Source organism: Mucilaginibacter gossypii, assembly GCF_900100945.1.
In the GTDB taxonomy this organism is placed as follows: Bacteria; Bacteroidota; Bacteroidia; order Sphingobacteriales; family Sphingobacteriaceae; genus Mucilaginibacter; species Mucilaginibacter gossypii.
The window spans coordinates 95,425-110,015 of sequence record NZ_FNCG01000021.1 but is presented as its reverse complement, the minus strand read 5'-3'; the positions used below and the strand labels follow the sequence as shown (position 1 = coordinate 110,015).

The 14,591-nt window shown below is 41.5% G+C and carries 9 protein-coding genes and 1 tRNA gene; 2 read left to right on the top strand and 8 right to left on the bottom strand.

The features are described 5' to 3' along the window. The 5 genes from BLS28_RS27190 to BLS28_RS27170 form a co-directional block, all read right to left on the bottom strand. Positions 1-2,598: VCBS repeat-containing protein (locus tag BLS28_RS27190; RefSeq protein ID WP_091175174.1), on the bottom strand; the 2,598-nt coding region annotated here is incomplete at its 3' end. Positions 2,599-2,953: 355 nt separating this feature from the next. After that, complete coding sequence (locus tag BLS28_RS27185) at positions 2,954-4,555, bottom strand: RagB/SusD family nutrient uptake outer membrane protein (protein ID WP_091175172.1); 1,602 nt, start codon at positions 4,553-4,555, stop codon at positions 2,954-2,956. A 33-nt stretch (positions 4,556-4,588) separates the two neighbouring features. After that, a complete protein-coding gene (locus BLS28_RS27180; protein ID WP_176844576.1) occupies positions 4,589-7,864 on the bottom strand; it encodes a SusC/RagA family TonB-linked outer membrane protein in 3,276 nt (1,091 codons plus the stop codon). A gap of 314 nt (positions 7,865-8,178) precedes the next feature. After that, positions 8,179-9,192: a FecR family protein gene (locus BLS28_RS27175; RefSeq protein ID WP_091175168.1), complete on the bottom strand. Its 1,014-nt coding sequence runs from the start codon at positions 9,190-9,192 to the stop codon at positions 8,179-8,181. Between the two features lie 92 nt (positions 9,193-9,284). Next, positions 9,285-9,866: an RNA polymerase sigma factor gene (locus tag BLS28_RS27170; RefSeq protein WP_091175165.1), complete on the bottom strand. Its 582-nt coding sequence runs from the start codon at positions 9,864-9,866 to the stop codon at positions 9,285-9,287. Positions 9,867-10,347: 481 nt separating this feature from the next. Here BLS28_RS27170 and BLS28_RS27165 point away from each other — a divergent pair, with 481 nt between their 5' ends. Together BLS28_RS27165 and BLS28_RS27160 are read left to right on the top strand one after the other, a co-directional pair. Further along, positions 10,348-11,316: an SDR family oxidoreductase gene (locus tag BLS28_RS27165; RefSeq protein ID WP_091175163.1), complete on the top strand. Its 969-nt coding sequence runs from the start codon at positions 10,348-10,350 to the stop codon at positions 11,314-11,316. Positions 11,317-11,427: 111 nt separating this feature from the next. Beyond that, positions 11,428-12,114: a helix-turn-helix domain-containing protein gene (locus BLS28_RS27160; protein ID WP_431198912.1), complete on the top strand. Its 687-nt coding sequence runs from the start codon at positions 11,428-11,430 to the stop codon at positions 12,112-12,114. Between the two features lie 263 nt (positions 12,115-12,377). Here BLS28_RS27160 and BLS28_RS27155 read toward each other — a convergent pair. From BLS28_RS27155 to BLS28_RS27145, 3 genes are all read right to left on the bottom strand, one after another. Then, a tRNA-Arg gene (locus BLS28_RS27155) sits at positions 12,378-12,451 on the bottom strand. 141 nt (positions 12,452-12,592) lie between these two features. Further along, the gene (locus tag BLS28_RS27150) at positions 12,593-13,399 is read right to left on the bottom strand and encodes a polysaccharide deacetylase family protein (RefSeq protein ID WP_091175159.1); all 807 of its coding nucleotides are present in this window, start codon (positions 13,397-13,399) and stop codon (positions 12,593-12,595) included. Further along, positions 13,380-14,348 carry a glycosyltransferase family 2 protein gene (locus tag BLS28_RS27145; RefSeq protein WP_091175157.1) on the bottom strand — a complete coding sequence of 323 codons (969 nt, stop codon included), beginning with the start codon at positions 14,346-14,348 and terminating at the stop codon, positions 13,380-13,382. The genes BLS28_RS27150 and BLS28_RS27145 overlap by 20 nt, the downstream gene beginning before the upstream one ends. Positions 14,349-14,591 lie beyond the last annotated feature (243 nt).

The following is a 14,591-nucleotide window of genomic DNA, read 5'->3' as shown; positions in this document are numbered from 1 at the left end:
GCAGGCCACCAGGTCTGGTTTTCCGTCACGGTCATAATCAAACCATTTGGCATCGGTAACCATACCCAATTCCGTTAAGCCCGGGGCCCTCTCGTCGGTTACATCTGTAAAATAGCCTTTGCCATTGTTCTGCAGGAGATAACCCTTACACGGGTAGCCATATTCACCCGGCTTTAAACGCACTCCAACAAACAGGTCCTGGTCCCAGTCCCCGTCAACATCTGCGGCCGTTACGCAGGAGCTGCTCTCAAACTGAAATGACGGCAGCACCTGTTGCGATTTGCTGAAATTACCCTTCCCATTATTGATATATAGCCGGTCGATCAGATCCGTCGAGTTAGCCGAGAACTCGTTGCCCCCGCTACATACATACAGGTCCTGGTCCCCGTCGCCATCCGCGTCGAAAAACAAACAGTCTGTATCTTCACTGGCCTTATCCTGCTCAAACAGCTTTTCGTTGCTCCGTTTAAAACGACCCGCCCGGGTTTGGATATATAATGCGCCTGGCTGGTCTTTGGCCCCGCAGATATAGAAGTCTTCCAAACCGTCGCCGTTGACATCGCCTTTACCTATCCGCGGGCCATCGGCCGAGTGCATCTGGAAGATCAGCTTTTCCCTGTCAAAATCTATAAAGTCATTTTCCTTGTGCACAAAGTCTATCCCATGGTTATCTGTACTCTGTTCAAACACCGGCTTTGAACCGGCTGCCCCCCTCACTGCTTTCCCGGGCAGTCCCGATTCAGCCTCTTTTACCGTGATTGTCTGGTTGGGTTTTACTCCTTTTAATACTTTCTGCTTACCGCAAGGCCATTTTACCACTATCGAATCGATCTCCTTTATTTTACCTAAACCGAAATTCAACCGGGTGTCTACACTCGATTCAAATCCCCGCGACGGAACCTGCTCCTGGTAGTTTAAGATATGATTATAGTATAACGTTACCTGCGCCCCTACGCCAAAGCGGTTCTTCCCCTCGCCCTGCAATACCACTTTCAAATATTTATTCGCCGGCTCCAGCTTCCTGCTGTTGTTTCGGTAGATAAAGGCCGGCATATTTACATTGTTAACCACCAGGTCAAGCGCCCCATCATTATTTAAATCACCATACGCCGAACCATTCGAAAAACCCGGATCTCCAAGTCCCCATTCGGCTGCCTTATTGGTAAATGTCAGGTCCCCATTGTTTCGGTAGGCATAGTTAGGCACAGCCTCCGAGGGCATGCTATCTATCAGCTTCTTAATTACCTCCTTCTCACTACCCATCATCTTTCTTACTTGTATCGGATTAGCCATAAATTGGATATAATCCTGATCGGTTAGGTCTTTATAAATACCGTTGCTAACGAAAATGTCTTTAAACCCATCATTATCCATATCCGAGATCAGTGCGCCCCAACTCCAGTCGGTTGCATGAACTCCCGAAAGCCGGCCTATCTCGCTGAAGTTTATCTTATTTGTGACTAAGTTTTTATTCATAACCGGCCCCTGGTTCAGCTGCAAAACATTGCGAAGGAATTGCTGATAATATCCATTTTGGAGGTCGGACTGATACTTATCCCAGTTTTCAAAAGCTGTTTTTGTTTTTAACCTTGATTCCGGTTCAGGAAGCATATCAGTCACATAAATATCAGGATAGCCGTCATTATTGATGTCGGCTATGTCAGCTCCCATTGAGTTTTGGCTTAGTTCCCTAATTGCGTCGGTAAGGCACTCTTTAAAGGTACCGTCGCGATTATTAATGTAGAGGTAATCACGTTCAAAAAAATCGTTGGAAACATAGATATCGTCCCAGCCATCCCCGTTTACATCAGAAATGGTTACACCTAATCCAAAACCAATTTTGCTGCTGTATATTCCTGCTTGTTGGGTCACGTCTGTAAAATGACTACCGTCGTTACGATACAGTTTATTCCCACCCAGGGGATCAGGAATATTGCGCTGATCTTTGATCAAATCATAGTTCCCTACCGAACGAAACGAATTATTAAGAAGGTAGCAATCCAAGTCTCCGTCGTGATCGTAATCAAAGAAAACAGCATGAGTACACAAGCCTTTATTATTTAACCCGTATTCGGCCGCTTTTTCGGTAAACGTGAGGTTACCATTATTAATGAATAACTGATTACTTCTGTTTTTTCCGGAAAAATCGCCCGACTTACATATATAAATATCCAACAGCCCATCGCCGTTAATATCCGCAAAGGTAACGCCAGTTGACCAGACACCTGCCGAAGAGAGTCCGGCCTTATCGGTTATGTCTTCAAACTGAAAGTTGCCTTTGTTTAAATAGAGTCTGTTTGATTTTTGATTTCCGCAAAGGAAAACATCCGGCAAGCCGTCATTATTAATATCTCCAATACCAACACCCCCACCGTTATAAAAATTACGGTAGGTATAAACATTCAATTGTTCGGTATATTTAACATCATTGGCAAAAGTTATTCCTGTAGATGATGAAGGAAGCAGTGAAAAAAGTTTGTTGCCTTCGTCTTTTTTAGGCTCACTGGTATTGCAGCCAATCAAAAATAAAAATGCAAAAAACAACACCTGCCGAATATAGCTGGCCCCGGTGCATGAAGCATATATCTTTGCCGCCATAACGGAACGCCAAAAGGCTGTGAAAAATAAAATGACCTTTGGGGAGCTACGTTTTATTGGAGAATAAACCAATAATACAATTAGCTCATGAATAATATTAAGTACCCGTTTAATCATTCACTTTATATAAAATAAGTTCCTTTTCACCTTGTTCAAATATTGTAGTCGTCGCAATTTCTAAACCTGATGAGCTGACAACAACTCAATCAAAACAGCAAAACACAACCAACTAATAATCAAACAATTAAACCAACATCCAGGTCAATTAGGTAAATCCGTGGTATTTAATGAGGAAAGCAAGTGATTTATTACTTGCTTTCCTTAAAAGAGCACCTTTACTAACTCAGGTATTTTATCAATACCCGGGGTTTTGTTTCAGGTTTGGATTTGCATTAATTTGAGGTTCGGGTACCGGGAAAATATTAACGTGAGCATCCGGATCGGCCGGGTGGAAACGGTACGCATCATTATAAACACCAAAACGGATCATGTCCTGCCTTCTGTAGCTTTCTGCGAACATTTCCCGGCCGCGCTCTGCTAAAAATATTAAAGGAGTTAAACTGGTAAATGGTGCAACCCCTCCATGTACTGTTCGGATTTGATTAACCAGTGCAAGCGTAACCGGATCGTTCCAATTGCCACTTTTTCTGGCTAATAATTCGGCCTTCATCAGCAAAATATCAGCGTATCTATAAATTGCCAAATCATTATCCAAACTTGTCTGCATACCTTTATAAAATTGCCATTTACCAATACGTGCACCTGCCTGTCTCCAGGCATTGGGCTGCAGTTCGTTAATGTAAGGGGTAAAGGTAATAGGCGGACCATTAGGATCCGTCACATCTGCACCGCCGTCTGTTAAGGGGGTTACCCCATCAGCCTGGTATTGAGGTCCAACAAGGAAATTATTCAGCATCCTCTTATCGAGGGTACCGGTAGTAGGTGTACCTTTGGGGTCAAGACCTACAACTGTTCCCTGCGGGCCCGGATTTTGCGCCGGGTCAATATAGGATTGGTAAAATTCCTGTACCGAAGCAAATCCATTCCATGGCTGGTTATTCATTTGATAAGTATTCTGGCTTTGCAAGTGCAAAGTCTCCATATTCATATTAAAGCCGCCCGCTTTAACCCCATCAAACGGTATCGCCCAAATAGACTCGGTTGAACTGGTATTATTCCTTGAAAAGTTATCAGCGTAATTATTCATCAGGGTATACTTCCCGGAATTAATGATTACATCACATGCAGCTAATGCTTTATCATATTGTGGGGTCCCGGTATAAGTTTGGGCATTTAAATATAACTTGGCCAAAGTTGCTTCAGCAACATAATAAGTAACACGGCCATAGTATGGGCCATCTCCTGTGCCTATTTTGGGTAGTTTTTCAATATTTGCCAGTAATTCTGATTCAATAAAAGCATAAACCTCGGCCCGACTTTTAGTTGCAGGGGGTTTGGTATCCGAAAAATCAGTAGTGATAGGCACGTTGCCAAACAAATCAAGCAGCCAGTAGTAGTAAATGGCCCTTAAACATTTTAATTCTGCTACATAAGTAGCAGCAGTTGGTGATTTACTTACAGCCAGGGCAGCTAAAATTTTGTTACAAGTAGTAACCCCGCCGAAACCAAGGCTCCAGCCATTAGCTGGTTGTGAATCGGTGCTGTTGGTTTTATGTGTTTTTAAACGTACCCAGTGCCCACCGTCACCCCAGTCCGCGCCCCGTGTTGGTACAACAACCTCGTCGGTAGTAACCTCATTTAAGTTAAAGAAAGCACCGTTATAACCATAAATAGAAGAATATGCAGCGCCCACAGCGGCCGCCAGTTGCTTATCTGTTTTATAAAAACTATCCTCAGTTACCTGATCGTAGAGCAATGCTTTTTCATCCAGCTTTGTACATGAAGCCGCAGCAAGAAACACCAGCAACGAATATCTTGTTAATGATTTATGTTTCATAATTTGTATATATTAAACTTTGAAATACCTTAATTAAAATCCCAAATTAACGCCGAGGGTAAATGACCTTGTATAAACCCATGTCTCCCTGCGGTCGATACCCGGAGCTAACACATTTCCAGAGTCAGCGTACCTAACCTCCGGGTCGACACCTGTATAACCGGTAATAGTGAAAAGGTTCTGGCCCGAAATATAGGCTCTCAAACTGCTAATCATCCCCGGTTTACTACTCTTGGCAATCTTGAAAGTATAGCCAAACGTTGCGTTATCCAATTTCAGGAAAGATGCTTTTTCAACGTCATAACTGCTGTATGCGGCACCATCGGTAACTTTGGGATTGAAATATTTGGTATTTACTATATTGTAGCTGGTTGCAACATTTGGATTTTCGTAAAACGCGCGGTAAGTATTGATTAACTGATGACCGATAGATGAGCGAAGAAAAAAGTTAAAATCGAACTGTTTGTATCTAAAGGCGTTGGTAATCCCAAATTCAAATTTAGGTAAGCCATTACCAATAACCTGGCGTGGCGCATTTGCTAATCCAACAGTGCCGCCTTTGCCGTCAGAGTACTGGTATACACCATTTGCGTCAACACCTACATATTTGGGCCCGTAAAGTATACCGATCGGCTGACCTTCTACCGCCCTCGTTAACTGCGTGGCTTCCTGGCCAGGAGTGCCAAGGTTGGTAGCCCCTACGTACGAACCTTTTAAAGCGTCAATCAGCTTTGTTAAAACTACGTGGTAACTTGAAATATTACCACCAGTCGTCCAACTGAAGTCAGGTGTTTTAATAGCTTCATAGCTTAAAGCTAATTCCACACCCGAGTTACTCAATTCACCAATATTTTCCCATGTGTTGTTGAATAACGCCGGTGGCGAAGGCACCGTAACGTCAAAAATCAAGTCGGTAGTTTTCCGGTTAAAATAGTCAAATGTGCCGGTTAACCTTCCGTTTAACAGTGAAAAGTCTAAACCGATATCTGTTTCAGCTTTTTTCTCCCATTTCAGACCGGGGTTAGGGTTCCTGGTGCCACTGTAGGTACTGAGGTATACACCATTGCCCGCATAGTAGGTACCGCCGCTATTTGATAAAGTAGACAATGAAAGATACGGAAACGGTGGTAATGCACCGGTAACACCGTAGCTGCCGCGCAATTTAAGGTTGCTTATACTTTGAATCTTTAATATTCTGCTCAAATCAAAACCTGCACTAACAGCAGGAAAAAAGCCCCATTTGTTATTTACACCAAACTCTGTTGAACCGTCTCTTCTTAAACTGGCCGAAAGGAAAGCGATATTATCATAGTTTAAGTTTACCCGCCCGAAAAACGAGATCAGCTTATTCTCATTTTTATAACTTTCAACTACACCTATACCATTTTTAAAATCAAGAGCGGCTGCAAAATTCTGACCCGAAGCATCAGTTACAAAATTACCGCCCTGGGCATCAAATCCCTGGTAGAAGAAATCCTGATACGAATATCCGGCGACAGCAGCAATCTCCAGTTTATGTATTGTTTTGTCGTAAGACAAGGTGCTTTCAAGCAGGCTATTTTCAGATTCATCATCAAATTTTGCAGAAATACCCGAACGGCCAAAACCACTGCCCAACGGAAAGCCCCTGGAAATAAAGGCTGTAGTTGGGGAGTACTCTGAATGATAGATGCTTGTTGTTTGTTTAAAATATTTAGTAGCAAACTTCAATCCTTTAGTTAGCTCATACGTCGCGGTTCCGCCAATGTTAAATTTCTTATTCCGTGCTTCGTTTGTATTTTGAACCAACATTGCCACCGGGTTTGAATAATCAACGAAGTTGGATTCAAAAAAACCCCCGCCGGTTAAATCATATAAAGGATCTGTAGAATGCACCGGTGCTGTGGGGTTAAAAATGGTTGCATATTTGAAAGCATCGGGAAAACCAAATTGTGAGTTTCTGTTAGTAGTATTTATATTTAAATTGAGGACCAATTTGTTATCCAACGCCTTGTGTGTGATATTCAAACGGCCATTTAATTGCTGAAAACCAGTTCTGATTGCAACACCCTGACTATTGCGATAGTTTAAAGTTGCATCATAAACAGTACGCTCATCACCTCCCGAAATGCCTAAATTATGTACATGTGAAAAAGCCGAACGGGTTATTTCTTTATTCCAATCGGTAGAAGAGCCATAGTTTGTCCCTTTGCCAAGCGCAACAAACTCGGCGGCTGTCATATGCTTGGTAAATTTGGCAGGGGTTTCTTCAGTACCTGAAACGTTATAAGTAAGCTTTGACATCCCTCTCTTTCCTGCGATGGTTGTTATAATGATAACGCCCGCCGACCCGCGTGTACCATAAATGGCAGCGGCCGAACCATCCTTCAGTACGTCAATACTTTTTATATCATTTGGATCAACTGTATTAATATCAGCCCCCACCTGGCCATCAAGCACTATTAGCGGCTGTGTGTTAGCTCCTAAAGTAGAAAGTCCCCTTAACCTGATGGCAAAACCACCGTTAGGGTCGCCACCCGGGCGTGCGATAGAAAGACCGGCTACTTTACCTTGTAATAACTGTGCAACATCGCTGATATTACCTTTATTAAATTGTGCTGCACTTACAGAGGTAATTGCGCTGGTTACTTCCCGCTTTTTCTGTGTTCCGTAACCAGTTACAACAACTTCGTCCAGGCCATTTGTACTTTCCGTTAACACCACATTAATTACACTTTGCTGATCCTCCCCTAATGCTAATGTTTTTGTTACCGATTTAAAACCAACAAAAGTAAAAGTGAGCGTATAGTTACCTGCCGGTAAATTAGCGAAGCTATAGTTACCGTTAACGTCTGTTGCTTTATTTAATGAAATTGCGCCATCCAGTTTTACCGTAACACCCGCTAACGGACTCTCCTTTGAATCGGTCACCGTTCCTTTAATTATGCCTTTGGATGCTACTATATCAGTAGTGACATCTGCTTTTTCACCGGTTGCCGCTTTATCCTGATTTGATTTTGTAATTAATATCTGGTCATCAATCTGTCTGAATTTGAGTAAAGTGTTAGACAAAATGGCCTTCAGAACTACTGCTATCGATTTATTACTGGCAGCAATATCCAGGTTGAGAATATCCTTCACATCATCATTGCGATACATAAAATGAAAACTGCTTTGTGATTCGATTTTATGAAAAGCTTTTACAAGTGATTCATTCTTGAGTGTAAGACTCACCGCTACCTGGTCAATTGTCTGACTCTTTACAGGGGCTGCTGAAAATACAGGAATTGAAGTAGCTAATATGAACATTGAAATTATCCCGATTCTCATACACTGTTTAAAATTTAAGTCAATTAGCAGATGAAATCTGAGCGGGTATTTAACAAAATGCCGCGGTTCTGCCAGAATTATGGAAAAATTCATAATTTAGTTTGTTTTAAGTGATTAATGTCTTCGATTGAATGTTAAAATTTAAAACACCCGGCTAATACAATCGATTGCAGTCGAATAGCGTTAGCGACCCTCTGAGGTTATTTCCCCGGAAATGGTTCAGAGGGTTTTTTATGCCGGAGAACTATCCGGACTTCTTTTAAACAGGATCTGTTTGTGATTTTTGAGGTACTTTTTCTTCATATACTTTAAGTTTAATTGGTTTGAGATTTAGTTGAATTGGCTTGAGATTTAGTGGTGATGGTTATGGTAGTCTTCGCTTTATCGTACGAATAAGTGGCGTCATTGAACTCACAAATGCTCTTTAATGCCTGATCCAGGTTGGCAGATTTATTGAAAGTAGAGGTGAAGTGTTTTGAGCGAACCAACTGATCTGTAAATAATATCTTAACCTTAAACCTGTCTTCCAATACCTTGGCTGCTTCCCCAAAAGTTACATCTTCAAAATACAAATCATCCTTCGCCGTCCAGATTGTATAATTTTTTGCATTTATGTTAGTTTGCATTGAAATAGATTTTTGCCGGTCAAAGGTGATCTGCTGATTGGGAACAATAATGCCCAGGAGCTTGTTATTATTGCTGACTTTTACCTTGCCTCTGGTAACGGTGACTGTTATGGTTTTATCACCGGGCACTGCTTTTACATCAAATGCAGTACCCAACACGATTGTTTTTATTTTACCGGTGTGTACAACAAACGGTTTTAAGTTGTTGTGTTTTATATCGAAAAAGGCTTCACCCGTAAGATATACTTCGCGTTTCGTAAGGCCATCAAATGATGAAGCATAACTAAGTTTGCTACCATAGCTGAGTATTACCCTGCTTCCGTCAGGCAGTACCAGAAACAGGTTAGGTTTTGGCCGATGGGCCGAATATGACTGGGGCGGTTTAACAACCGATTTATTGTGTAAAAACAAATACCCTATGCCACAAACCCCAATGATTGCCGCTGCGGAAGCTATTTTTCTGCCCCAAGTCTTGAGGCGTATTATTTTTTTATCAACACCGGTATGTTTATCGATGTTTTCCCAAATTGAGGCATTTATTTCTTCCCTGATTTCCTTCTTCTGCTCATCACTCAATAGAGAAACAATATCTGGCTCAGCAGAAAACAACTCATAATATTTAACTAAAAATTGTTGTTCTTCATCTGTTGCTTCATTATTGAGATATTTATGCAACAGTTCAAGAAAATATTGCTTGTCCATTTAAAATAGGTTGTACTACTGATTATAGATATGACCTATAAACAAACAAAAGTCCCACTCTGCTAAAAAATTTTTTTTCAGACTTAATTATTTTATTGCCCAAATAAAATGATCAATAAAGAAAGGAAGGGTAATAATGACACTTTCAATTTTTCAATAGCTTTTCCGAGCTGATTTTGAACTGTTTTTCTTGTGAGACCTAATTGTGCCGCGATTTCTTTCGTTGGTAAATCGTTCTGATAATGAAGCCGGAAAATAATTTGCCTTTTAGGAGGAAGTGTATTTAAAAGTGCCTCATAAGATATTAAAAACTCTTTCCAAAGCAAATTGTCGTCAGCTTGTTGGCAAGATGCAGGCAGGTCATCAATGACATCAAAAAATGGATGAATGATTTTCTGCTTTTCAGCCAGTTTAAACACCTTATTACGTATAGCTACTGTTAAATAAGCCGGTAGATTATGAATACGGAGACTTTCTTTTTTGAGCCAAATATGGGTAAATACTTCCTGGACTATATCTTTTGCCTGATCCGAATCCTTTAAACGTTTATAGGCTTCAGAATAGGCGTTTCCCCAATGCTTTTCATACAATAAATTAAATGCATGTTGACTGCCCTGTTCTATTTGCTGTAACAATAAAACGTCGTCAGTATGATTTAACTCAATTGATTTCATTATAAATTTGATGTTTATAATAGTTACAGTCCGTCTTCATTGAAAACAACTAATTTGTTTACCAGTCAATAAAAATTCACCGTGTAGAGGGAACTATAATTAGGTTTTAATTGTATTACTAATCTAAATCAATTAAATCAATAATCAAATAAAAACTTAAATTAATTGTTAAATAAACATTCATTTTAAGTTCGATAGATATACCGAAAAAACAAATATTAATATTTACTTGCCAGCGATATGAGAATTTTTCATAAGGAATTCAGTGCAATTTTAAGTGTTACTTTAACATCAATAAAAAGACAGATTGGAATTAAAATGCTTTATCCGCTTGGTAAATAACACAGTTATGTGCTAAACCTTATAGTCAGCGGCTTAAAGCAAAATCAAATCTCCTGGACTTTTAAACAAAACAAAATTGAACTTCTAAACAAAACAGGCAAGCCGCATTAGCGCCATCTTTGTCAAAAGAAAATTCAACATGGAAAATAACATCAAACAGCCAACCGTATTAGTAACAGGCGGCACAGGCTTCATTGGCATCTATTGTATCCTTCAACTCTTACAACAAGGCTACACTGTTAAAACAACCCTTCGCTCCTTAAAAAGAAAAGACGAAGTAATTAACCTGCTCAAAGGAGCCGGAATGAAATCCATTGAAAACCTCGCCTTTGTGGAAGCAGACCTGACTAATGACCTGAACTGGAATTGGGCAGCTGATGGCTGCACCTATGTGCTGCACGTAGCTTCCCCATTTCCTGCCGAAGAACCCGAAGATGCCAACGACCTTATTATACCCGCACGGGATGGCGCATTAAGGGTATTGAAAGCCGCCCGCCATGCCGGTGTGAAACGCGTGGTATTAACCTCATCCTTTGCTGCCATCGGCTACAGCAAAGATCCCAAAGGCTACACCTTTACCGAAGAAGACTGGACAGACCCCGAACTGACAGACCGCGCCTACATCAAATCTAAAACGATTGCCGAAAAAGCTGCCTGGGACTGGATTAACAGCGAGGGCGACGGCATGGAACTCACCGTAATAAACCCGGTAGGCGTATTCGGCCCTGCCCTGGGAAAAGACTTTTCCACCTCTATCGGCTTTGTGAAAGGCGTATTGGATGGCCAGATCAAAGAAACGCTGCCCTTCACTTTTGGCGTGGTGGATGTGCGTGATGTAGCCGATATTCACCTCAAAGCAATGACACATCCGGCCGCAGCGGGTGAGCGCTTCCTGGCAACAGCCACCGGGGTCATGAGCCTTTACGACGTGGCTGAGCTTATCCGGAAAGAAAGACCCGAATACGCCGGAAACATCGCCGACTTGAAACCGCTGGATGAATCCTTCTATATCGCCATTTCCAACGAAAAGTCACAGCGGGTATTGAATTGGCATCCTCGCAGTAAGGAAGAAGTGATATTGGCAAGTGTGGATAGTCTTTTGAATTAAGTATTTTTGAGCATGATCACCAGTAGTCTGCAATCCTGTCATTTAGGGCCCGGAATATCTCCCGAACAGGTAATATCCGATCATTTCTTTCTGTACCTCCTAAAAGGCTCTATGCTTGCATACAGTGGCGACAAGCATTACCACTTTCATCCCGGCGATAGCTGCATCGCCCGTAAGAACCATTTGCTACGCTACACCAAGCAGCAACAGGACGGTGACTTTAAAAAGATCGTCATCGTGCTGGATGAAGCTTTTCTAAAACGGTTTTTAGCCCGGCACAGGGTAGATACCGGCATCGCCACGTCAGACGATTCCATCCTGCCGGTCAAGGACGATCAGCTGCTTACCAGCTTCATCCATTCCCTCGAACCCTATTATAGGGGCGAGGCCGAGATCGAGGAAGCTTTTGCAGATCTCAAGCGGGAAGAACTGCTATTGATCCTGCTCAAAAGCGACCCAGGCCTTGCTGCCGCATTGTTCAACTTCGGTGCGCCGCAAAAGATAGACATCGAAGCCTTCATGACCCGGAACTTCAGGTTTAATGTCCCTTTAGAGCGCTTCGCGTTTCTGACGGGCAGAAGCTTATCCGCTTTCAAGCGTGACTTCCAGCAAATCTATAACGACACGCCCGGACGCTGGCTGACAAAAAAGCGATTGGAAGAAGCTTACTTTCTCATCCACCAGCAAAGCCAAAAGCCCAAAGACATTTATCTTGAGCTGGGCTTCGAGAATCTGTCCCATTTCTCCTTTGCCTTTAAAAAGCAATTCGGGCTTGCGCCGACTGCTGTGCTTTACTGAAAAAAGCATCAGACTTTCGTATAGTCTATAGCTCGCTTACCGGGGAAGCAGCACACATGAACTCACTTAGCAATGACTTTTACAACTGGCTATAAAGTCGATACGATACTCGTTGATAGGTGGAGATTCTGTTGAACTTGCCCACTGTGTTCCGGGACAAGCTGTTACGACGAGCGTCTATTCAAGATATGGCCGGCCCTCAAAAGTGCCCTCATGTACAAAAAAAGCCGTTTCTATGTATACGAAACGGCTTTTCTTATAAGTGATCCCATTTGGATTCGAACCAAAGACCTACAGATTAGAAATCTGTTGCTCTATCCAGCTGAGCTATAGGACCATCGCACCTAAACTACAAATATAAGCATGGTTTCGAACCCATGGTATACTGTATATTTTTTTGCGGTGCAAATATGCAAAATTATGCTGAAAATAACAATCAATTTGGTAATTGATTTGCTATAAGCTGCTTAACAGCTCGTTAATGTAATACGGCCTCTTGTTTAATTTTGTTTTTGATTATTTCACAAAATCCGTCCGTCCGTCCAAAGGTGTAACCCTTGTCCATTGCCCAATCAATAAAATCAGCTATCCTTCGTGCAAAAGCTTCGCCCGAGTTTTTGGAAACATAGCCCGGGAAACCGAACTTTTCTTTATCGTGCAGATTGGTAAATTCCCAGGGGTGAAAATAAAGGTTCAGGTAGCCATCTTTTTTTAGCGTTGCCGAGGCCATCCTTTTTAATAAAGAAAGCGGCAAATTATGAAAGCTCAGCCAGAAAAGCGGAAAACGTATTACCGGCGAAACCGAAGCCGGAATCTGCAGCACATCATGATCATAAAACCAGGTACGTGGTTTATCAAAATTATTATACCTTCCTGGCAGCCATGTCGGATTTATGGATGAGTTATACTCGTAACCCGCTTTCGCAATCTCAGCCTCATCCACCGGCATCATCCGGGCCATCCGAAAACCTGTTACTTCAGTTCCGGAAATATTCTCCAAAGCCAGCTTTGACTGCATTAAATGCTCAACCTTAAAATCGGAATGATAATACCCGTGCGAGGCTACTTCATGTCCTTCGGTCACCATCTGTTTGATGACATCCGGCCTATTGATGGCATAATTGGCAGTGCAAAAAAAAGTAACCTTTATATTTTTCTGCCCCAGTAATTTGAGTATAGTATTGGTACCCCTTGTTGAAATTTCAAGCTGCTCATCAAATGGTATTGATTTGCCGTACTCAAACGGCATATCAAACTCCTCAACATCAAACCCTAATAAAATCATTATCTACAATAACAACATTTGATGACCGGATAATATAATGCGGGCGATGTTTTGACTGCATAAAAATTTTTCCCACATATACCCCTATAACACTCATCACAAGCAACTGAAGGCCGCCAAAAAAGGCTATGGTAGCAATAATTGATGCCCATCCCGAAACTGCGTAACCTAAAAAGTAGCTTACTAATACATAAGGGATATACAAAATAGCCAGTGATGAAATCAATAGCCCAATTAACGATACAATATAAAGCGGGCGCGCGCTGAAAGCTACGATACTGCCTACAGCAAGCTTAACCAGCTTTGAAAAAGAATAGCTTGCCTCGCCTGTATGTCGTTTTGATGGTACATAAGGAATGCCAACCTGTTTATATCCTGCCCATTTAATTATCCCCCTAAAAAAGATTTCGTATTCGTCAATCAGTTTAAGCTGCTTTACTACTTTTTCATCAATCAACCTAAAATCGGCAGTGCCATTTTCCATTTTGATATCCGAAAGCATGTTAAGGCCTTTGTAAAACAATTTTGAGGTAACTTTCTGATAACCTTTACCATGAGGGTTTTCGCCTTCGCGATAGGTATAAACAATATCATAGCCATTTTCCCAAAGGTTTAACATCTTCAGGATCAGTTGTGGCGGGTGCTGCAAATCAGCATCCATTGTTATCACGGCATCGCCCTGCGCCATTGCAATACCGGCCTTAAGGGCATAATCTTTACCAAAATTGCGCGAAAGCTCTACATAAAAAACATTGGGATGCAACTCGGCATTGATCTTTAATTCATTTAAGGTGTTATCACGGCTACCATCATCAACAAATATCAACTCATAGGCATATCCTGTGGGCGAAAGCGTCTCGCGGAGTTGCTCAATTAGATAACTAATATTCTTTTCCTCGTTATGGGATGGTATAACAATAGAGATCTTTTTATCAGCAAGGTATGTCATAGTTATACTATGGAAAATTTTAATTGTAACAGGCGGTATTAATAATTAAAGCTTATATTTGATTACAATCTCATGTACCCTTTTTATAAAATAACCTTACGATAAATTGTTACAAAATGTAACTGCCGTCATCAAGTTTTAATAAAAGGTGCCAAAGCTCTCAAATGTAACTTTCCAGTTACAAACATAAATAATAATTATCTATTAACCTGCAAGTTTTCGGGGCTCTACAGTAAAAAATAA

Excerpts from the sequence above, each read along its gene's own strand:
- BLS28_RS27185 (WP_091175172.1), bottom strand. The coding sequence starts at position 4,555 with ATGAAACATAAATCATTAACAAGATATTCGTTGCTGGTGTTTCTTGCT.
- BLS28_RS27165 (WP_091175163.1), top strand. The coding sequence starts at position 10,348 with ATGGAAAATAACATCAAACAGCCAACCGTATTAGTAACAGGCGGCACA.
- BLS28_RS27180 (WP_176844576.1), bottom strand. The coding sequence starts at position 7,864 with ATGAGAATCGGGATAATTTCAATGTTCATATTAGCTACTTCAATTCCT.
- BLS28_RS27170 (WP_091175165.1), bottom strand. The coding sequence starts at position 9,866 with ATGAAATCAATTGAGTTAAATCATACTGACGACGTTTTATTGTTACAG.
- BLS28_RS27145 (WP_091175157.1), bottom strand. The coding sequence starts at position 14,348 with ATGACATACCTTGCTGATAAAAAGATCTCTATTGTTATACCATCCCAT.
- BLS28_RS27150 (WP_091175159.1), bottom strand. The coding sequence starts at position 13,399 with ATGATTTTATTAGGGTTTGATGTTGAGGAGTTTGATATGCCGTTTGAG.
- BLS28_RS27175 (WP_091175168.1), bottom strand. The coding sequence starts at position 9,192 with ATGGACAAGCAATATTTTCTTGAACTGTTGCATAAATATCTCAATAAT.
- BLS28_RS27160 (WP_431198912.1), top strand. The coding sequence starts at position 11,428 with ATGCTTGCATACAGTGGCGACAAGCATTACCACTTTCATCCCGGCGAT.